This is a genomic window from Thermomonas fusca, assembly GCF_005862345.1.
Classification (GTDB): Bacteria; Pseudomonadota; Gammaproteobacteria; order Xanthomonadales; family Xanthomonadaceae; genus Thermomonas; species Thermomonas fusca.
Genome location: NZ_SROY01000002.1, coordinates 1 through 19,797, shown reverse-complemented (window position 1 = coordinate 19,797; position 19,797 = coordinate 1). Strand labels below are relative to the sequence as shown.

The following is a 19,797-nucleotide window of genomic DNA, read 5'->3' as shown; positions in this document are numbered from 1 at the left end:
CACTTCCCGCCTCCCCGGCAAGCAGGCCGGGGGGCAAACACGGATACTTGCCCGATGTCGCCCGACGCCCGCCAAGCCTGGTTCCGCACGCTGGGACAACTCGCCCTGGTGCTGCTTGCCGGGCTGGGCCTGGGCCTGCTGCTGGGACATCCGTGGCCGGCGCTGGCGATCACCGCGCTGGGCGTGGTGGGCTGGCATTACTGGCGGCTGCACCGGGTGCTGCAGCGGTTGGAGGCGCGCCAGCGGCCGGAACCAGTCGGCGGCAGCGGCGCCTGGAATTCGCTGGACGCCCTGCTGTTCCGCGGCCAGACCGAAATGCGCATGCGCAAGCGCCGGCTGCTGACGATGCTGCGCGCGTATCGCGCGGTAGCCGCGGCGCTGCCCGACGCGGTGGTGCTGGTGGAACGCAACAGCCAGCGCGTGCTGTGGTTCAACGAGGCGGCCACGCCACTGCTGGGCCTGCACTACCCGCAGCACCACAACGCGCCGGTGGCGCAGGCGCTGCAGCCGCTGCCGATGGCGCAATGGCTGGCGGCCGGGCGCAACGCCGAGCCGATGGAGGACGTGGCCTCGCCGGTCGATCCGGGCCGGCGCCTGAGCCTGCGCCTGCTCCCCTATTCCGACGAGCTGTGGCTGCTGCTGGCGCGCGACGTCAGCAAGCTGCTGCGGCTGGAACACATGCGCCGCGACTTCGTCGCCAACGTCTCGCATGAACTGCGCACGCCGTTGACGGTGATCCACGGCTATCTGGAAATGCTCGACGCCGATGACAACCCGGAATGGGCGGCGCTGCTGGCGGAAATGCGCCGGCAGTCGCAGCGGATGACCCGGCTGGTCGAGGACCTGCTGACGCTGTCGCGGCTGGAGGCGCGCGACCAGCTGCCGGAGGAACACGTGGCGATGGCGCCGCTGCTGGCCAGCCTGCGCCGCGAAGCCGAGGCGCTGAGCGGCGGTCGCCATCGCGTGCAGGTCGAGGACCTGGCGCAGGTGGACCTGCGCGGTGCGTCGAAGGAGCTGCACAGCGCCTTCGGCAACCTGGTCAGCAACGCGGTGCGCTACACCCCCGACGGCGGTGGCATCAGCATCCGCCTGAGCCGCGAAGCCGACGGCGGCGCGCTGCTGTCGGTGCGCGATTCCGGCTACGGCATCCCGGCCGCGCACCTGCCGCGGCTGACCGAACGCTTCTACCGCGTCTCCACCAGCCGTTCGCGAGAATCCGGCGGCACCGGCCTTGGCCTTGCCATCGTCAAGCACGTGCTGGGCCTGCACGAAGCCCAGCTGCGCATCGACAGCGAAGTCGGCATCGGCAGTACCTTCTCCTGTCGCTTCGGCCCCGAGCGCGTGCTCGACCGCGGCCTCGACCACGACTCATCGGCTATCCATCCGACATGACCACCGATTCCAGCCTGCCGTCGCTGCACGACCCGTCGCTGTACGCCAATCGCGAACTGGGCCAGCTCGACTTCAACTTTCGCGTGCTGGCGCAGGCGCAGGACCCGTCGGTGCCGCTGCTGGAGCGGCTGCGCTACCTATGCATCTCCTGCACCAACCTCGACGAATTCTTCGAGATCCGCGGCGGCGCGGTGCGCCACGCGGTGGAACTGAACCTTCCCGCGGGCATGGACGGGCTGGCGCCGGCGGTGCTGCTGGAGCGCATCCACGAACGCGCGGCGGCGCTGGTCGATGCGCAGTACCGCTGCTTCTACGAGGAGCTGCGGCCGGCGCTGGCCGAGCAGGGCATCCGCCTGCTGCAGCGCGAACAATGGACGGCGGAACAGGCCGGCTGGCTGCGCGCGCATTTCCAGGAGGAGATCATGCCGGTGCTGTCGCCGCTCGGCCTCGACCCGGCGCATCCGTTCCCCAAGATCCTCAACAAGTCGCTCAACGTGGTGGTGCAGCTGGAAGGCCGCGACGCCTTCGGTCGCGAAGGCCATCTTGCGGTGGTGCGCGCGCCGCGCTCGCTGCCGCGGATCATCCGCCTGCCCGATGCCGACGGCGATGGCGATGCCTTCCACGACTTCGTGTTCCTGAGCGAGGTGCTGTCCGCGTTCGTGCACGAGCTGTTCCCGGGGATGATGGTCACCGGCGCGCACCAGTTCCGGGTGACCCGCAATTCCGAACTGATCGTCGATGAAGACGACATGGACAACCTCGCGCTCGCCCTGCGCGACGAACTGCTGGGCCGCGGCTACCTGCGCGCGGTGCGGCTGGAGATCGACGAGCGCTGCCCGCAACCGGTGGTGGACAGCCTGCTGGCCAATTTCGAACTGTCGGAAAGCGCGGTCTACAAGATCAATGGCCCGGTCAATCTCAACCGGGTGGTGCAGGTCTACGACATGGTGCAGCGGCCGGACCTGAAGTACCGCCCGTTCCAGCCGCGGCTGCCGCGCGACATGGACGCGATGTTCGAGCTGATCCGCCAGGGCGATGTGCTGCTGCACCATCCCTTCGACAGTTTCACCCCGGTGCTGGAGCTGATCCGCCAGGCCGCCGAAGACCCGGACGTGCTGGCGATCAAGCAGACGCTGTACCGCACCGGCAAGGAGTCGGCGATCGTCGAGCACCTGATCCAGGCCGCGCGCAACGGCAAGGACGTGACCGTGGTGGTGGAGCTGCGCGCGCGCTTCGACGAGGAAGCCAACCTGCGCCTGGCCGACCGCCTGCAGGATGCCGGCGTGCAGGTGGTGTACGGGGTGGTGGGCTACAAGACCCACGCCAAGATGCTGCTGGTCGTGCGCCGCGAGGGCAGCGCGCTGCGCCGCTACGTGCACCTGGGCACCGGCAACTACCACAGCGGCACCGCACGCGCCTACACCGACTTCGGCCTGCTGACCGCGCATCCGGACATCGGCAACGACGTGCACCTGATCTTCCAGCAGCTGTCGGGCCTGGCCGCGCCGCTGACCCTGTCGCGCCTGCTGCAGTCGCCCTTCACCCTGCACCCGGGGGTGCTGCAGCGGATCGCGCGCGAGGCCGCGCATGCGCGTGCCGGCCGGCCTGGACGGATCGTTGCCAAGATGAACGCGCTCAACGAACCGGAAGTGGTGCGCGCGCTGTACAGGGCGTCGCAGGCCGGGGTGGAGATCGACCTGATCGTGCGCGGCGCCTGCGCGGTGCGACCGGGCATCCCCGGGATTTCCGACAGCATCCGGGTGCGCTCGGTGGTGGGGCGTTTCCTGGAACACCACCGGATCTGGTGGTTCGGCAACAACGACGCGCCGGAGCTGTACTGCTCGTCGGCCGACTGGCTGGAGCGCAACCTGCTGCGGCGGGTGGAGACCGCCTTCCCGCTGCTGGACCCCGGCGTCGCCGCACGGGTGCAGCGCGAAGGCCTGCTCAACTACCTGGCCGACAACCAGAACGCCTGGGAACTGCGCGCCGACGGCTGCTACGAACGTCGCCTGCCGGCGCCCGGCGAGCAGCCGTTCTCGGCGCAGCTGGCCTTGCTGGCCGCGCTGGACGCCTGACGGCGACCGCGCAGGCGATAATGGCGCATGCGCCCCCCTATCCGACCGATCGCATGAGCCCGCTTCCGCCCCGGGCCCCCGCACCGCTGCGCGACGGCGACCTGGTGGCAGCAGTCGACCTCGGCTCGAACAGCTTCCATATCGTGGTGGCGCAGCGGGTGCTGGGCCAGCTGCGGGTGGTCGATCGCCTGCGCGAAACCGTGCGCATGGGCGAAGGCCTGAACGCATTGGGCGGGTTGGCGCCGGAAGTGCGCGAACGCGCGCTGGCCTGCCTGGCCCGGTTCGGCCAGCGCATCGCCGAGATCCCGCCGCGGCATGTGCGCGCGGTGGCCACCCATACGGTGCGCCAGCTGCGTGCGCCGGAATCGTTCCTGGCCCCGGCCGAAGCGGCGCTGGGCCATGCCATCGACGTGGTCTCCGGCCGCGAGGAAGCGCGTCTGGTCTATCTGGGCGTGGCCCATGAGCAACCCCCGCAGGAAGGCCAGAAACGGCTGGTCATCGACATCGGCGGTGGTTCCACCGAATGCATCATCGGCGAAGGCTTCATCCCGCTGGAGCGCGAAAGCCTGCAGGTCGGCTGCGTGGCCAGCACGCGCCGCTTCTTCGAGGGCAGCAAGCTCACCCGGAAGCGCTGGAACGCCGCGTTCACCGAGGTGTCGGCGCAGCTGCAGCAATTCGCCGCCACCTACCGCCGGCTGGGCTGGGACGAAGCCATCGGCACTTCCGGCACCCACAAGGCGATCGGCGGCATCTGCGCAGCGATGAAGCTGACCAAGGGTTCGATCACCCCCGAGGGGCTGGCGCAGATCCGCGACCGCATCCTGCAGGCCGGCCGGATCGAGGACATCGTGCTGCCCGGCCTGTCCGACGACCGCCGCCCGGTGATCGCCGGCGGCGTGCTGGTGCTGGAGGCGGTGTTCGCCGCGTTAAGGCTGGAACGGCTGCAGGTCAGCAAGGCGGCGTTGCGCGAAGGCGTGCTGTACGACCTGCTCGGACGCGGCGGCGCCGACGACCCGCGCGACGTATCGGTGGCGGCGCTGATGCACCGTTATGGCGTGGATGCCACCCAAGCCGCGCGGGTCGAAGCCACCGCGCTGGGGCTGTTCGAACAAGTCGCCGGCGACTGGGGGCTGAGCAACGACGACCGCGCGATGCTCAGCCGCGCGGCGCGCCTGCACGAGCTTGGCCTGGCCATCGCCCACAGCGGCTACCACACCCACGGCGCCTACGTGCTGCAGAACTCCGACATCGCCGGCTTCTCGCAGCAGGGCCAGCGTTTCCTTGCCGCGCTGGTGCGCACGCACCGGCGCAACGTGCCGAAATCGGCGTTCGAGATGATTCCCGACCGCCTGCTGGCCAACGCCCGCCGCAGCGCCGCGCTGCTGCGGCTGGCGGTGCTGCTGCACCGTTCGCGCAGCAGCGAACAGCCGCAAGGCCTGCAGCTGCGGGCCGATGGCGACCGCCTGCTGCTGCAGCTGGATCGGCGCTGGCTGCAGTCGCGCCCGCTGCTGCGCGCGGACCTGGAGGCGGAGCCGGAAGACATGCTGGGGCTGGGCATCAACCTGAAGCTGGCGCTCGACTGAGCGCTTCAACCCGCCGCCACCGTGCGGGCGCAGGTGCTTGAAAACAAAGGGCCGGCGCACGGCCGGCCCTGCGCATCGCACGCGGCAAAGCGCTTACTTCGTTTCCACGAACGGCTTGCGCGGCAGCTTGGCCGGGCGCATCGCGGTGTTGTAGACGAACGAGGCGACGATCGCGGAAGCCTGCTTCAAATCGGCCGCCACCGCGTGGTCCTGCACGTCCAGATGGGTGTGGTGGACGTGGCTGAAGTAGTCCAGCTGGTCCTGCACGAACTGGAAGCCGGGGATGCCCACCGCGTCGAAGCTGACGTGGTCGGTGCTGCCGGTGTTGCGCTGGGTGACGATGGTGGCGCCGACGTCGTTCCACGGCTTCAGCCATTCTTCGAAGATCGGCGCCACGGCGAGGTTTTCCTGCGCGTAGATGCCGCGGATCTTGCCGCTGCCGTTGTCGAGGTTGAAGTAGGCGGAGATCTTGCCGTGGTCGGCGGTGCGGATCAGCTTGCCCTTGCTCTGGCGGAAGAACGCCGGCAGCGCCTTCTGTTCGGGGTCCTTCGGCTCCTCGAACTTGCCGAAGTGCTTGCCCACGTAATCCTGCGAGCCGATCAGGCCCTGCTCCTCGCCGGTCCACAGTGCCACCCGGATGGTGCGGTTGGGCCTGGCGCCCACCGCCTTGAGGATGCGCATGGCCTCCATCATCACCGCCACGCCGGCGCCGTTGTCGTTGGCGCCCGAGCCGGTGTGCCAGGAATCCAGGTGCGCGCCCAGCATCACCACTTCATTCTTCTGCGGCCCGGTGCCCGGGATCTCGGCGATAGTGTTGTAACCGGGCTGGTTGGCTTCGTCGATGAAGCGCGCATCGACATTGAGGCGCAGCTTCACCGCTTCCTTGCGCTCCAGCGCGCGCATCACCGTGTTGTAGTGCTCGGCCATCATCACCAGCGCCGGCACGCCGACCGACTCGCCGGCTTTGCGCGAACCGCCACCCATGACCCGCACGATGCCGTCGTTCCAGCTGCTGATCGACACCGTGGCGGCCACGCCCTCGTCGATCAGGAACTGGTTGACCAGCGGCGCCAGCTCCATGCGCGCGCGGTAGCGCGCCATCATCTCGGGATCGCTGTTGCGCTCCTGCGGCAGCGGGTAGGACAGCAGTTCCTCCAGGCTGTCGTGGTCGTGGCGGCTGAAGTCCGACTTCTCATTCGGCTTGTACGGGCGCAACGCGTCGGTGAAGACGATCTTGCCCTTCAGCTTGCCTTTCCACTTTTCCAGATCGGCTTTCGACTCGATCTTGGCGAAAATCGCCTCGCCCTCGACCGCACCGTTGGTACCGGGCGTCCACGCCTTGGGCAGCGCGTGCAGCGGCATCGCGCGCGGGGACAGCATTTCCATGCTGGCGTCGGTGAACGCCCAACCGCGGCCGATGTCGGCCACCGCTTCGTCGTGCACGTTGGCCAGCCCCCATTCGCTGAACTTCGAACGCGTCCACTGGTTGGCGTTCGCCATCGACGGCGAATTGGTCAGGCGCGGCCCGATCACATCGGTCAGGTGATTGAGCGTGGCCATCACCTGCGAACGCTGGAATGCTTCCTGGCGGATCTGCGAGGTCACGTCCAGGTCCACCTTTTCCTGCGCCTGCGCGCTGCCCAGCGCGGCCACCAGCAAGGCGGCCGTCAACATCAATCGCTTCATCGTCATCCCCGGGGAACTGCGGCAAAGACCGGAGTCTAGCCAGCGCCGTGGCATCGGCACCCGGGCCTTTGGTCATGGCTGCCTCACCTGCAGCCGTGACGGGGCGCACGTTCCGCGCGCCCCGTTCGATTCGGCACGGCCCGGCCTCAGCGCAGCCCGCCCTCGTCGCGGCCGGACAGCTGGTACCAGTCCACCTGCCGGGTCGCCAGCATGATCCCCGCCAGGATCGCGAACAGCAGCCCGGCGCCCAGCGCCAGCGCGTTGTCCTCCGACAACAGCAGCCCGTACAGCGCCGCGTACAGCGCGGCCAGCATCACTGCGAACCCCAGCCCGCGCGCGCGGCTGCGCAGCACCGCCGACAGGTAGAAGCCGATCAGGCCGATGCAGGCTGCCGCCGCCAGCAGGTAGGACAGGCCGAAAGCGAGGTACTCGCTCAGGCTCAGCAGCAGCAGGAAGAAGATCGCGATGGCCATGCCCACCAGCAGGTACTGGATGGGATGCACGCGCACCCGCTTGATCAGTTCGAACATGAAGAAGCCGACGAAGGTCAGCAGCACGAACAGCAGGCCGTACTTGCTGGCGCGGTCGGCCTGCAGATAAGGGTTCACCGGGTCGATCAGCGCCACGCTGACCGCATCGCCCGGCGGCGTCCACGGCATGCCGGCGCTCAGCGCCGCGCGGGCCGATTCGGACAGCGCCTGCTCCGGTGCCAGCGCCGGAGACTGCAAGTAGCGTCGCTGCGCGTTGCTCGCCACCGCGGCGATCTGCCAGCGCGCGCGGAAACCATGCGCATCGATGTCGTGCTGCGGCGAGCGGCCCTCGAACTTCGGGCTGCGCCAGCGCGAACGCAGGCGCAGGTCGTTGGCCTCGCCCAGCGGCAGCATCGCGAAAGATTCGGTGCCGCGCAGCGACAGTTCGGCGCGCACATCCAGCCGCAGCCGGCTTCCTGCAGCGGGCACCGCCAGCCGCGCGTGTACGCCGGGACCGTCGGCATGGCCGAGGCCCTGCGCCACCGCCACCGCCACGCCGTCCACGCTGATCCGCGGCGTGCCGTGCAGGCCACCGACGTCGGCGATCCCCAGACTCAGCCACGGCTGGCCGATGCGGCGCTGCACGCCGTCGGCCTCGACCGGTATGGCCGCTTCGAAGCGCGCCAGTGCGCGCCCGTCCCACTGATACACGCGCACCTCGTGCAGGCCGCGCCGGCGCACGTCCGGCTTGAGTTCGCCGTCGATCGACAGGCTGGCCGGGAAGAACGTCCACTGCCCGCTCCTGCGCCGCAGGCTGCGGCGCTCGTTGCCATTCTCGTCGCTGGTCACCTCGACCACGCGTTCCTCGTAGGGCACCACCAGCACCGGCCCGGCGATGGTCTGGCGCGCACCGAAGCTGGCGCCGATGTCGCGCACCGCCTGCTCGCGGTACATCTGGCGTTCGTGGATGGTGCCGCGGATCAGCTGCAGCGGAATGAGGATGGCCAGGGTCAGCAGCACCACCATCCCGGCCTTGAATGCCAGTCGCATCGTCTTGCTCCATCGGAAGATGGCGACAGCCTGGCGCGGCGGTTCGAGGCGACGATGGCGCGACGATGAGGCGGGCGTGAAGCGCGCCTATGCGGGCGGCAACACGACCACGGCGATGGCGCCGCCGCCCTCGCGATTGCCCAGGCTGACCGTGCCGCGGTGCAGTTTGGCGATCTCGGCGACGAAGTTCAGGCCGAGGCCGTTGCCGCGCGCGCTGCCGTCCGGACGCGGCAGCGAATAGAAGCGCTCGAACACCCGCTCCAGCGCGAAGTCGGGAAGGCCGGGGCCGCGGTCGGCGACCTCGATGCGCAGGCCATCGGGCTGCGCCTGCAGCCGCACCTCCACCACGCCGCCGGCGGGCGAGAAGTCGATGGCGTTGTCGATCAGGTTGCCCAGCAGCTGGCGCAGCAGGAACGCATCGCCTTCGACCGCCGGCAACGCATCGTCCACCTGCAGATCCACCTGCACGCCACGCGCCTGCGCCCGCGGCGCCGCGTCGTCCAGCGCATCGCCCGCCAGCGCGGCCAGGTCCAGTGGCAGCGGCGCGTCCAGGCCTTGGCGATGCTCCAGCGCGGCCAGCGCCAGCAGCCGGTCCACCATCGCCGCCATGCGCCGGCCCTGGGCGTCGATGCTGGCGACGAAGCGCGCGCGGTCGGCTTCCGGCAGCGGCCCTTCCAGCAGCTCGGCCGCGCCGCGGATCGCCGCCAGCGGGCTTTTCAATTCGTGGGTCAGCGCGTGCACGTAGCGCTCGACGTACTGCTTGCCCTCCAGCTGCCGGCGCATGCTTTCCAGCGCGCGGCCGAGGTCGGCGAATTCGCCGGCGGCGTCCGGCAGGGACGCGCGCTCACCGCGCGCCACCGCGTCGGCATAGCGGCGCAGTGCGGCCAGCTGGCGCGACAGCCACCACGCGGCCAAGCCACCCACCAGCAGCGCGCTGCCCAGCAGCACCCAGCCCCAGCGCAGGATGGTTGTCTGGCTGCGCTCGATGAACGGCTGGATGCTGCGGTTCGGCTTGGATACGGTGAGCACGCCGGCGATCCGGCCACCGGCATCGCGGATCGGCGCGGCCACGTACATCACCGTGCTGGCCTCGTCGTCCGGATCGTCGCGGGTGGAACGCGCGCCGTATTGGCCGCGCAGGGTGCGGTAGACGTCGTTCCAGCGCGAGTTGTCGCGGCCCACTTCCTTGCCCGCGGAATCGAACACCACGATCCCGCGCGCGTCGGTGATGGTCACCCGGTAGCTGGCGCGGCGCTTGGCCTGCCCCCAGATGTCGGCATCCAGCTCGCGCCCGGTCATCGCCCGCACCCGCGTCGCGAAGCGGCCGTCGGCGATGCGGCCGGCCAGCAGGTCGTCGCTGGCCAGTTCCGCCAGCACGTTGGCGGTGTCGGCCAGGGTGTCCTCCATCGCCTGCCGCACGCCCGGCTTGACCTGCTGCACGAACACGTTGACCAGCAGCAGCGCCGCCAGCGCGACGATCAGGAAATAGCCCAGCAGCACGCGCAGCGCGATCTTCACCGGGATTCAGTCCACCTCGATGGAATAACCCAGCCCGCGATGGGTGCGGATCGGGTCGCGCGCGGGATCGAGCTGGCGCAGCTTGGCGCGCAGGGTCTTGATGTGGGTATCGACGGTGCGCTCACCGGACTCCAGCGCATCCGCCCACACCCGGTCCAGCAGCTGCGCGCGGGCCAGGATGGCACCGGGGCGGCGCAGCAGCTCGGCCAGCAGCGCGTGCTCGTAGCGGGTCAACTCCAGCCAGTGGCCGGCGTAGCGGATCCGGTGGGCGTCGGCATCCAGCTCGAAGCAGCCGCGTTGGCGCGCCTGCCCGCCTTCGTGCCGGCGCAGCCGCGCGCGCACCCGCGCCACCAGCTCGCGCGGCGAAAACGGCTTGGCCATGTAGTCGTCGGCGCCCAGCTCCAGCCCCAGCACGCGGTCGATCTCGTCGCTGCGCGCGGTGAGGAAGATCACCGGCAGCGCGTGGCGTTCGCGCAGCCGGCGGCAGACCTCGAAGCCGCTGGCATCGGGCAGGCCGACGTCGAGGATGACCAGGTCGATCCCGCCCTGCTGCAAGCGCGGCAGCACCTGCCCACCCAGCAGCACGTGCTCGGCGGCGAAGCCTTCGGCGCGCAGCGCGTACAGCACGGTCTCGGCAATGGCGGCCTCGTCTTCGGCCAACAGGATCGTGGTGGACATGGCGGCATCGTAACCGGCCGCCTGCGGCGGTTTGCGTGGCGAATGTGAAGTCGGGCGACAATGCGCGCATGAACTATCGCCATGCCTTCCATGCCGGCAACCACGCCGATGTCCTCAAGCACGTCGTGCTGCTGGCCCTGTGCGAGGCGCTGACCGCCAAACCGTCGCCCTGCTTCGCGCTGGATACCCACGCCGGCCGCGGGCTGTACAAGCTCGACGGCGAGGCCGCGCAGGCCACCGGCGAGGCGCAGGACGGGATCGCCCGGCTGCAGGCGGAAGCGCCGCGCGACCCGGCCATCCAGCGCTACCTGGCGGCGGTGCGCGCCTGCCGCAGCCAGCACGGTGGCGCGGCCTATCCGGGCTCACCGTGGCTGCTGGGGCACGCCCTGCGCGAGACCGACCGGATCGCCGCCTGCGAGCTGCATCCGGAAGAAGCCGCGGTGCTGAAGCAGCACTTCGCCGCCGATCCGCGCATCGCCGTGCACGCCCGCGACGGCTACGCCGCGCTCAAGGCGCTGCTGCCGCCGAAACACGGCGCGCAGAAGTTCGCCCGCGGGCTGGTGCTGATCGATCCGCCGTTCGAGGCGCAGCTGGCCGAATTCGACCTCGCGCTGGCCGCGCTGAAGGAAGGCCTGGCGCGCTGGCCGCAGGGCATGTTCGCGCTGTGGTATCCGATCAAGCAGGGCCGCGCGCTGCACCCGTTCCGGCGCGCCGCGGCGAAACTGCCGGCGAAGTCGGCGCTGCTGCTGGAACTGCTGGTGCGCGCGGACGATTCGCCGCTGCGGATGAACGGCAGCGGCCTGCTGATCCTCAATCCGCCGTGGCAGTTCGACGTCGCCATGCGCCCGACCCTCGACGCCCTGCGCCGCGCGCTGGGCGAGCCCGGCGCCAGCGCGCGGCTGGAGTGGCTGCGCGAAGCGGCATAAGGAAGCGGCACCGGGAGGGCACGGTCCTCCCCGCCCGAGAAAGGGCCATCCTGACCCCGCTTTTCGCTTGCGCGTGCGAGACTTTCGCCCTGCCCCTCGACCCGGTCGGCCCATGGCTTCCAGCTTCTTCGCCCTCTTCGACGACATCGCCACCCTGCTCGACGACATCTCGGTGATGGCCAAGGTCGCCACCAAGAAAACCGCCGGCGTGCTGGGCGACGACCTGGCGCTGAACGCGCAGCAGGTGACCGGCATCCAGGCCGAGCGCGAACTGCCGGTGGTATGGGCGGTGGCCAAGGGCTCGCTGCTCAACAAGGCGATCCTGGTGCCGGCGGCGCTGGCAATCGCGGCGCTGGAAGCCTGGCTGAAATCGCGCGGCATTGGCGTGCCGCTGATCCTGCCGCTGCTGATGCTGGGCGGCGCCTACCTCTGCTACGAAGGCGTGGAGAAGCTGGCGCACAAGTTCCTGCACAAGGGCGAGGCCAGCGAACACCACGACATGCTGGTGCAGGCGGTGGCCGATGAGTCGATGGACATGGTGGCGTTCGAGCGCGACAAGATCCGCGGCGCGATCCGCACCGACTTCATTCTTTCCGCGGAAATCATCGTGATCACCCTCGGCACCGTGGCCACCCAGCCGTTCCTCAGGCAGCTGGGCGTGCTGGTGGTGATCGCGCTGGTCATGACCCTGGGGGTGTACGGGCTGGTCGGCGGCATCGTCAAGCTGGACGACCTCGGCCTGCGCCTGACCCGCACCGGCGCCGGGCGCGCCAGCGCCGCGCTGGGTCGCGGCATCCTGGCGTTCGCGCCCCGGTTGATGCGGTTCCTGTCGGTGGCCGGCACCGCGGCGATGTTCCTGGTCGGCGGCGGCATCCTGGTCCACGGCATCCCGCTGCTGCACCACTGGGCGCAGGCCGCGCACGCGCTGCCGCCGGGCTGGCTGTGGGAAAACCTGTTCAACGCCTTCGCCGGCGTGGTGGCTGGCGCGCTGGTGCTGGGCGCGGTGACCGCCTACACCCGTGTGCGCGGCCCGCGACCAGCCGCGACGGGCTGAACGTGCGCCCAGACACGCGCCGTTCATTTTTTTAACGTCGTCCACGCCAAGATGCCCGAATGGCCGCCCGCAACCGCATGCCCCCGTGGCACGAACATGTCCGCCTCGGCAATGGGCGCGACATCCTGATCCGCCCGATCCGGCCGGAAGACGCCGGGCCGATGCAGGCCGCGTTCACCCTGCTGGAGCCTGACGAGATCCGCCAGCGCTTCCTGCATCCGATGAAGGAGCTGAGCACGCAGCAGGCCGAGCGGCTGTCCCGCCCGGACCCGCGCCGTGATTTCGCCCTGGTCGCGGCCGAACCGCTGCCGCCGGGCGAGGCACTGGTCGGCGCGGTGGCGCGCATCTCCATCGATGCCAATGGCAGCGACGCCGAATTCGCGATCCTGGTCAGCCACTACGTCAACGGCATGGGCCTGGGCCGCCACCTGATGCGCCGGCTGGTGCGCTGGGCGAAGGGCCGCAAGGTGCGGCGGGTGTACGGCGACGTGCTGGAAAGCAACCTGCCGATGCAGGCGCTGGCCACCTCGCTGGGCTTCCGCCAGGAGCCCACCGGCGAACCCGGGCTGGTGCGCGTGGTGCTGGACATTCCGCCGCCGAAACCGAAGATCGCCCCGCCGCCGATGCCGCTGCTGGCCGGCTGAGCGCTTGGCGCGTCCGTGAGGCGCGAAGTTCGACCCGGTAGAATCGGCCTCCAATCCCATCGACAACGCGCTGGCGCACGCCGTCCGGCGCGGGCGCGTTTTCCATGCCTGAACTGCTGCTGCAATCCCCCGTCCCCCTGCCGCGCGCCGGCCAGCAGCGCGCGTACTGGCGCGCACCCGCCTCCGGCACCGCGCTGGCCGCCGCCGCGCTGGCCGCAGCGCAACGCATTGATGGCCCGCTGTTGCTGGTGGCGCGCGACAACCACGCCGCACACCAGCTGGAAGCGGACCTGCGCACGCTCACCGGCGCCGATCCGGCGCTGCCGGTGCTGGGCTTCCCTGACTGGGAAACCCTGCCCTTCGACCGCTTCAGCCCGCACCCCGAGATCGTCAGTCAGCGGCTGGCCACGCTGGCGCGGCTACCCGAACTCAAGCGCGGCGTGGTGGTGGTGCCGGCCGCCACCCTGATGCAGCGGCTGGCGCCGCGCAGCCACGTGCTGGGCAACCGCTTCAGCGTGCGGCTGGGCCAGCGCATGGACATGGACGCGGAGAAGCGCCGGCTGGAATCGGCCGGCTACCGAAACGTGCCGCAGGTGTTCGACCCCGGCGACTTCGCCGTGCGCGGCGGCCTGCTGGACGTGTACCCGATGGGCGCCGACGCGCCGTTCCGGGTGGAGCTGCTGGACGACGAGATCGACAGCATCCGTGCCTTCGACCCGGAGTCGCAGCGTTCGCTGGAAAAGATCGACGCCATCGAACTGCTGCCCGGCCGCGAAGTACCGATGGACGATGCCCATGTGCAGCGCGCGCTGGAAGCGTTGCGCGAGCGCTTCGACATCGACACCCGCCGCAGCGCGCTGGTGCAGGACCTCAAGGCCGGGCTTGCGCCGGCCGGGGTGGAGTACTACCTGCCGCTGTTCTTCGCCGCACAACGCGGCGCCGTCGGCAGCACCGAAACCCTGTTCGACTACCTTGCCGCAAACGCGCTGCCGCTGGTCTGCGATGGTGCGCTGGAGGCCGCCGAGCACGCATGGAAGCAGATCGGCGAACGCTTCGAGCAGCTGCGCCACGACATCGAACGGCCGCTGCTGCCGCCGGCCGAACTGTGGTTGTCGCCGGATGCGCTGCGCGAGACGCTGAACCGCGGCGCGCGCATCGAAGTCTGCGGAGCGCAGCATCCGCGCCACGAAGAAGCACAGCCGCTGCCGGTGCAGCCGGCGCCGGCGCTGCCGCTGAGCGCGAAGGACCAGCCGGCGGGGCAGGCGCTGCGCGATTTCCTGTCGAACTATCCGGGCCGCGTGCTGGTCGCCGCCGATTCCGCCGGCCGCCGCGAGGCGCTGTTGGAGGTGCTGCAGGCGGCGGGGCTGCAACCCGAAGTGCTGGCGGACTGGCCGGCTTTCGCGGGCGTCACCCACGGCGCGATTGGCCCTGCCGCCGGGCGCGGTGGGCAGACCGACCAAGCGAGTATCGGGGAGCGACTCGGGCTGGCCACCGCGCCCGGCGGCAAGGCCGGTCCGCACGCGTTCGCCATCGCCGTCGCCCCCTTCGACGATGGTTTCGCGCTGGATGCGCCGGCGCTGTGCGTGCTCACCGAACGCCAGCTGTTCCCCGAGCGCGCCAGCCAGCCGCGCCGGCGCAAGCGCGCGGGGCGCGAGCCGGAAGCGATCATCCGCGACCTCGGCGAACTCACCCTGGGGGCGCCGATCGTCCACGAGGACCACGGCGTCGGCCGCTACCGCGGGCTGGTGGCGATGGACGTCGGCGGCATGCCCGGCGAATTCCTCGACATCGAATACGCCAAGGGCGACCGCCTGTACGTGCCGGTGGCGCAGCTGGACCGCATCAGCCGCTATTCCGGCGCCAACCCCGACACCGCGCCGCTGCACAACCTCGGCGGCGAGCAGTGGGCGAAGGCGAAGAAGAAGGCCGCCGACAAGGTCCGCGACGTCGCCGCCGAACTGCTGGAGATCCAGGCCAAGCGCCATGCGCGGCGGGGCCTGGCGATCGACGTGGACCGGGCGATGTACGAACCTTTCGCCGCCACCTTCCCGTTCGAGGAAACCCCCGACCAGCACGCCGCGATCGAGGCCGTGCTGCGCGATCTTGCCTCCTCGCAGCCGATGGACCGCGTGGTCTGCGGCGACGTCGGCTTCGGCAAGACCGAAGTGGCGGTACGCGCGGCCTTCGCGTCGGCAAGCGCGGGCAAACAGGTGGCGGTGCTGGTGCCCACCACCCTGCTGGCCGAGCAGCACTACCGCAACTTCCGCGACCGCTTCGCCGACTGGCCGCTGCGGGTGGAGGTGCTGTCGCGCTTCAAGTCGAAGAAGGAAATCGAAGCGGAGCTGCAGAAGCTGGCCGAGGGCAAGCTCGACGTGATCGTCGGCACCCACCGCCTGCTGCAGCCGGACGTGAAGTTCAGCGACCTGGGCCTGGTCATCGTCGACGAGGAACAGCGCTTCGGCGTGCGCCAGAAGGAAGCGCTGAAGAAACTGCGCGCGAACGTGCACCTGCTCACCCTGACCGCCACCCCAATTCCGCGCACGCTGAACATGGCGATGAGCGGGTTGCGCGACCTTTCCCTCATCGCCACCCCGCCGGCGAATCGGCTGGCGGTGCAGACCTTCGTCCACGTCTGGGACGACGCGCTCCTGCGCGAGGCCTTCCAGCGCGAACTGGCGCGCGGCGGCCAGGTGTATTTCCTGCACAACGACGTCGAGAGCATCGGCCGCATGCACGACGAGCTGCAGGCGCTGGTGCCGGATGCGCGCATCGGGATTGCCCATGGGCAGATGCACGAACGCGAACTGGAGCGGGTGATGCTGGACTTCCACAAGCAGCGCACCAACGTGCTGCTGTGTTCCACCATCATCGAATCCGGCATCGACATCCCCAATGCCAACACCATCCTGATCAACCGCGCCGACAAGTTCGGCCTGGCCCAGCTGCACCAGCTGCGCGGGCGCGTCGGCCGCAGCCACCATCGCGCCTACGCCTACCTGCTGGTGCCGGATGGGCGCAACATCACCGCGGATGCGAAGAAGCGGCTGGAGGCGATCAGCTCGATGGACGAACTGGGCGCCGGCTTCACCCTGGCCACCCACGACCTGGAAATCCGCGGCGCCGGCGAGCTGCTGGGCGAGGACCAGAGCGGGCAGATGGCGGAAGTCGGCTTCAGCCTCTATACCGAGCTGCTGGAACGTGCGGTCAAGTCGATCAAGCAGGGCAAGATTCCCGATGTGGACGACGCCGACCGCTTCGGCGCCGACGTCGACCTGCACGTGCCGGCGCTGATCCCGGACGACTACCTGCCCGACCCGCACGCACGCCTGACCCTGTACAAGCGCATCAGCGCCGCCCGCGATGCCGATGCGCTGCGCGAGCTGCAGGTGGAGATGATCGACCGCTTCGGCCTGCTGCCGGAGGCCAGCAAGCATCTGTTCGCCACCGCCGAACTGAAGCTGGATGCGACGCGGCTCGGCATCCGCAAGCTCGACCTTGGCGGCAGCGGCGGGCGCATGCAGTTCGTCGAGAAGCCCGCGGTCGATCCGATGGCGGTGATCCGGTTGATCCAGGGCCAACCGAAGCACTACCGCATGGACGGCCCGGACAAACTTCGCATCACCCTGGAACTGCCGGATGCGACGACCCGCTTCAGCGCCGCGCGCGGGCTGCTGACCGCGCTGCGGCCGGGATAGCCCGCCATCAACGGAAGCAGACCCGGCAAAGCGGGGCGTCTCCGGCGACGGACCGTGCGCGCGGCCTATGATGTGCGGATGCGCCTCCGCCTTTCCGCTCCCATCGCAACGCTGGCCTGCATGCTGCTGGCCAGCTGCGCCGCGATGCCCGCCGCCCGCGATGACGGCGCCACCTACCTGCTGGTGCGACACGCGGAGAAGGACGTGGCCGCCGGCAAGGATCCGCCGCTGACCGCCATCGGCGCAGCGCGCGCGCAGCGGCTGGCCGCTTCGCTGGCGGATCAGCCACTGGATGCGATCTACAGTTCAGCGACACGGCGCACCCGCCAGACCGCGGAGCCCGTGGCCCGCGCAAAAGCGCAGGAGGTGATTGCCTACGACCCCACCGATGCCGCCGCCTTCGCCCGGCGCCTGCGCGCCGAACATCCCGCCGGCACGGTACTGGTGATCGGCCACAGCGACACCCTGCCGCCGCTGGCGCGCGCTCTGTGCGCCTGCGCCGTGGCCGACATGGACGAGGGCAACTACGGCATCCGCTATCGCGTCCACTTCGACGTGGGCGGCCATGCCAGCCTTCGCGAGTTCCGCGACTGATGGCGGCCACGCCTCCTCCGCCAGCCTCGGCCGGCGACATCGACGCCCTGCACAACCTGCAGCAGCAACTGGTCCAGCAGGTGGAGCTGCGCGACCGCTTCGCCCAGCCGCTGCGCAGCATCGCCGGCTTCGTGACGGCCAGTGAGGACGACGGCGCAACCCTCCGCGCCACCGCGTTGTTGCTGGACGCGGACACCCTTGCGGTCATCGACCGACAGGTGGCGCGATTGCCGGCAGCGATGCCGGAGATTGCCGACCTGCAGGGCTTCCGTGTACTGCCCGCACTGCTGGAGGCGCTGGCAATGCTCAAGCACCCGCCGGATCTCGCCTTCGTCGACGGCCACGGCACCGCCCACCCGCGCCGGTTGGGCATCGCCGCGCACTTCGGCGTGGCCACCGGCCTGCCCAGCATTGGCGTTGCCACCTCCATCCTCACCGGCGAGCCGCGGATGGCGCTGCATGAAATGCGCGGCGCCTTCACCCCACTACGCGACGTCCGCCAGCAGATCGGCTGGGTGCTGCGCAGCAGGCCGGACAGTCCCCCGCTGATCGTCTCGCCCGGCCATCGGGTGGCGATGGCGGCGGCGCCGGAACTGGTGATGCGCTTCACCACCAGCCACCGACTGCCGGAACCGATCCGGTTGGCCGGGCTGGCCGCATCGGCGACCTGAAACGCGACCGCGGCTGAACCCGGGCGGTCGCCGGACACATCGCCTCGATCCGGGTAGTGCTATACCCGTACACCGTTGCCACTACCGCGAGCCCGCCATGCGCCGTATCGCCAGCCTCCTCGCCACCGCCCTGCTCGCAGGTTGCGCCGGTGCTGCCCCTTCATCCCCACAAGCGCCGGATCGCGAGGACACCAACGTGCACGAAACCGCGCCGCAGACCGTGACCCTGGGCGTGGGCGAGCGCGCCACATTGGCCGACGGCAGCCAGCTGACCTACCTGCGTCTGGTCAACGACTCGCGCTGCCCGCCCGACGTGCGCTGCGTGTGGGCAGGCGACGCGGAGATCCGCCTGCGCTGGCAGCCTGCACGCGGGGCGGCCAGCGAGCTGTCACTGCACACCAGCCCGTTGCGCGGCCAGGGCCAGACCGATGCGACCGTGGGCGGGCTTCGCATCGCGTTGCAATCGCTGGAGCGCGGGATAGCCCCGAAAGCGACTCTGGCGATCACCGCCGCGCCCTGAGCCTCATCCATCCAGCGGACTGCGCACCCCACGCCCACCGCGGTTGAGGACGTGGGTGTAGATCTGGGTGGTGGCCACATCCTTGTGCCCCAGCAATTCCTGGATGGTGCGGATGTCGTAGCCGGCTTCCAGCAGATGGGTAGCGAAGGAATGGCGCAGGGTATGCGCACTGAGCAGCTTTTCCATCCCCGCCTGCGCCCGCGCATTTTTCAAGGCGCGGGCCAGCACCGCATCGTCCACATGGTGACGGTGCAGGCCGCCGCCGCGCGGATCCACCGACCGCCGCTCCGACGGGAACACGAACTGCCAACCGAACTCGCGGCCCGCCTCCGGGTACTTGCGCGACAGCGCATCGGGCAGCGGCGTCTTGCCGAAGCCCTCGGCAAGGTCCTGCCGATGCAGCACCCGCGTCCGCTCGATCTCGCGCTGCAGCGGGCCTTCCAGCGCACGCGGCAGCATCGTGCGCCGGTCCTTACCGCCCTTGCCGTTGCGGATCAGGATCTCGTTGCGCGCAAAATCCACGTCCTTGACCCGCAGTCGCAGGCATTCCATCAACCGCATCCCGGTGCCGTACAGCAGGCTGGCCATCAACCAAGTGCGCCCCTCCATCATCGACAGCAGGCGCCGCACCTCCTCCACCGACAACACCGTGGGCAACCGGCGCGGCCGCTTCGCCCGCAGCACCGAGGCCATCCATGGCAGATCTACCCGCAGCACCTCGCGGTACAGGAACAGCAGGGCCGACAGGGCTTGGTTCTGGGTACTGGCCGCCACGTTGCGCTCCGTCGCCAGCCGGCTGAGGAACGCTTCCACCTCCGCACCGCCCAACTCACGCGGGTGCCGACGACCGTTCGCCAAAATGAATTGCCGCACCCACCCCAGGTAAGCCTGCTCCGTACGCAAGCTGTAGTGTTTTGCACGAATCCTGCGGCGAACAGCCTCCATCAGGCTGACTTTTTTCTCTTGTGCCCGATCACTTGCTACACCCCGTTTTTCAGGCACTTGTGCCATTACGCCCCCGAATCCGCTCCATATACAGAGATGTTCAGCATTCGCTGCGCCGCCGCATAGCAGGCAAGGGATTGTTTTTGCGTAGGAAATTGGCTTGACCGCCCCCACCCAACCGCGCAACATCCCGTCCTATACCCCGCTCTTGGGGTCTACTCAGGTGTTAGGCCGCTAAGAGCAAGGCTTCCGTAGCTGCGCCAAGCGGTGCGCAGGCGCAACTTGCCAACCGTTTC

At 69.8% G+C, this 19,797-nt stretch carries 15 protein-coding genes; 10 read left to right on the top strand and 5 right to left on the bottom strand.

The genetic code is table 11. The features are described 5' to 3' along the window. Positions 1 to 54 precede the first annotated feature (54 nt). From phoR to ppx, 3 genes are read left to right on the top strand one after another with little or no spacing between them, the layout of a single operon-like run. A complete protein-coding gene (phoR, locus tag E5S66_RS04300; RefSeq protein WP_138347891.1) occupies positions 55 to 1,392 on the top strand; it encodes a phosphate regulon sensor histidine kinase PhoR in 1,338 nt (445 codons plus the stop codon). After that, the gene (gene ppk1 / locus E5S66_RS04295; protein WP_138347889.1) at positions 1,389 to 3,467 is read left to right on the top strand and encodes a polyphosphate kinase 1; all 2,079 of its coding nucleotides are present in this window, start codon (positions 1,389 to 1,391) and stop codon (positions 3,465 to 3,467) included. The genes phoR and ppk1 overlap by 4 nt, the downstream gene beginning before the upstream one ends. Before the next feature lie 53 nt (positions 3,468 to 3,520). After that, a complete protein-coding gene (ppx, locus tag E5S66_RS04290; protein WP_138347888.1) occupies positions 3,521 to 5,050 on the top strand; it encodes an exopolyphosphatase in 1,530 nt (509 codons plus the stop codon). A 93-nt stretch (positions 5,051 to 5,143) separates the two neighbouring features. Here ppx and E5S66_RS04285 read toward each other — a convergent pair whose 3' ends face one another. From E5S66_RS04285 to creB, 4 genes are all read right to left on the bottom strand, one after another. Next, positions 5,144 to 6,724: a M20/M25/M40 family metallo-hydrolase gene (locus E5S66_RS04285; protein WP_138347886.1), complete on the bottom strand. Its 1,581-nt coding sequence runs from the start codon at positions 6,722 to 6,724 to the stop codon at positions 5,144 to 5,146. A gap of 158 nt (positions 6,725 to 6,882) precedes the next feature. Then, a complete protein-coding gene (gene creD / locus E5S66_RS04280) occupies positions 6,883 to 8,256 on the bottom strand; it encodes a cell envelope integrity protein CreD (RefSeq protein ID WP_138347884.1) in 1,374 nt (457 codons plus the stop codon). 87 nt (positions 8,257 to 8,343) lie between these two features. After that, positions 8,344 to 9,774 carry a two-component system sensor histidine kinase CreC gene (creC, locus tag E5S66_RS04275; protein ID WP_138347882.1) on the bottom strand — a complete coding sequence of 477 codons (1,431 nt, stop codon included), beginning with the start codon at positions 9,772 to 9,774 and terminating at the stop codon, positions 8,344 to 8,346. Between the two features lie 6 nt (positions 9,775 to 9,780). Further along, on the bottom strand, positions 9,781 to 10,452 hold the full coding sequence (gene creB / locus E5S66_RS04270; protein WP_138347880.1) for a two-component system response regulator CreB: 672 nt from the start codon (positions 10,450 to 10,452) through the stop codon (positions 9,781 to 9,783). Between the two features lie 68 nt (positions 10,453 to 10,520). Between creB and E5S66_RS04265 the strand changes: the two genes are divergently transcribed. The 7 genes from E5S66_RS04265 to E5S66_RS04235 all read left to right on the top strand — a co-directional run bounded on the left by E5S66_RS04265 (position 10,521) and on the right by E5S66_RS04235 (position 18,556). Further along, entirely contained in the window at positions 10,521 to 11,378 is an 858-nt protein-coding gene (locus tag E5S66_RS04265) for a 23S rRNA (adenine(2030)-N(6))-methyltransferase RlmJ (protein ID WP_138347878.1), read from the top strand. A 112-nt stretch (positions 11,379 to 11,490) separates the two neighbouring features. After that, the gene (locus E5S66_RS04260; protein ID WP_138347876.1) at positions 11,491 to 12,432 is read left to right on the top strand and encodes a DUF808 domain-containing protein; all 942 of its coding nucleotides are present in this window, start codon (positions 11,491 to 11,493) and stop codon (positions 12,430 to 12,432) included. Positions 12,433 to 12,491: 59 nt separating this feature from the next. After that, a complete protein-coding gene (locus E5S66_RS04255) occupies positions 12,492 to 13,076 on the top strand; it encodes a GNAT family N-acetyltransferase (protein ID WP_138347874.1) in 585 nt (194 codons plus the stop codon). Between the two features lie 104 nt (positions 13,077 to 13,180). Then, a complete protein-coding gene (gene mfd, locus E5S66_RS04250; RefSeq protein ID WP_138347872.1) occupies positions 13,181 to 16,771 on the top strand; it encodes a transcription-repair coupling factor in 3,591 nt (1,196 codons plus the stop codon). Positions 16,772 to 16,849: 78 nt separating this feature from the next. Next, entirely contained in the window at positions 16,850 to 17,365 is a 516-nt protein-coding gene (locus E5S66_RS04245; RefSeq protein WP_138347870.1) for a phosphoglycerate mutase family protein, read from the top strand. Then, entirely contained in the window at positions 17,365 to 18,036 is a 672-nt protein-coding gene (locus E5S66_RS04240; RefSeq protein WP_138347868.1) for an endonuclease V, read from the top strand. The genes E5S66_RS04245 and E5S66_RS04240 overlap by 1 nt, the downstream gene beginning before the upstream one ends. Positions 18,037 to 18,133: 97 nt before the next feature. Next, positions 18,134 to 18,556: a hypothetical protein gene (locus tag E5S66_RS04235; protein ID WP_138347866.1), complete on the top strand. Its 423-nt coding sequence runs from the start codon at positions 18,134 to 18,136 to the stop codon at positions 18,554 to 18,556. A 3-nt stretch (positions 18,557 to 18,559) separates the two neighbouring features. Here E5S66_RS04235 and E5S66_RS04230 read toward each other — a convergent pair whose 3' ends face one another. Next, the gene (locus E5S66_RS04230; protein WP_246037170.1) at positions 18,560 to 19,501 is read right to left on the bottom strand and encodes an integron integrase; all 942 of its coding nucleotides are present in this window, start codon (positions 19,499 to 19,501) and stop codon (positions 18,560 to 18,562) included. Between the last annotated feature and the right edge of the window lie 296 nt (positions 19,502 to 19,797).

Bases quoted from the DNA above. Each gene is read 5' to 3' on its own strand.
- E5S66_RS04260 (WP_138347876.1), top strand. From the start codon at position 11,491: ATGGCTTCCAGCTTCTTCGCCCTCTTCGACGACATCGCCACCCTGCTC.
- E5S66_RS04230 (WP_246037170.1), bottom strand. From the start codon at position 19,501: ATGGAGGCTGTTCGCCGCAGGATTCGTGCAAAACACTACAGCTTGCGT.
- creB (WP_138347880.1), bottom strand. From the start codon at position 10,452: ATGTCCACCACGATCCTGTTGGCCGAAGACGAGGCCGCCATTGCCGAG.
- E5S66_RS04265 (WP_138347878.1), top strand. From the start codon at position 10,521: ATGAACTATCGCCATGCCTTCCATGCCGGCAACCACGCCGATGTCCTC.
- mfd (WP_138347872.1), top strand. From the start codon at position 13,181: ATGCCTGAACTGCTGCTGCAATCCCCCGTCCCCCTGCCGCGCGCCGGC.
- creD (WP_138347884.1), bottom strand. From the start codon at position 8,256: ATGCGACTGGCATTCAAGGCCGGGATGGTGGTGCTGCTGACCCTGGCC.
- phoR (WP_138347891.1), top strand. From the start codon at position 55: ATGTCGCCCGACGCCCGCCAAGCCTGGTTCCGCACGCTGGGACAACTC.
- E5S66_RS04240 (WP_138347868.1), top strand. From the start codon at position 17,365: ATGGCGGCCACGCCTCCTCCGCCAGCCTCGGCCGGCGACATCGACGCC.
- ppk1 (WP_138347889.1), top strand. From the start codon at position 1,389: ATGACCACCGATTCCAGCCTGCCGTCGCTGCACGACCCGTCGCTGTAC.
- E5S66_RS04255 (WP_138347874.1), top strand. From the start codon at position 12,492: ATGGCCGCCCGCAACCGCATGCCCCCGTGGCACGAACATGTCCGCCTC.
- ppx (WP_138347888.1), top strand. From the start codon at position 3,521: ATGAGCCCGCTTCCGCCCCGGGCCCCCGCACCGCTGCGCGACGGCGAC.
- E5S66_RS04245 (WP_138347870.1), top strand. From the start codon at position 16,850: ATGCGCCTCCGCCTTTCCGCTCCCATCGCAACGCTGGCCTGCATGCTG.
- E5S66_RS04285 (WP_138347886.1), bottom strand. From the start codon at position 6,724: ATGTTGACGGCCGCCTTGCTGGTGGCCGCGCTGGGCAGCGCGCAGGCG.
- E5S66_RS04235 (WP_138347866.1), top strand. From the start codon at position 18,134: ATGCGCCGTATCGCCAGCCTCCTCGCCACCGCCCTGCTCGCAGGTTGC.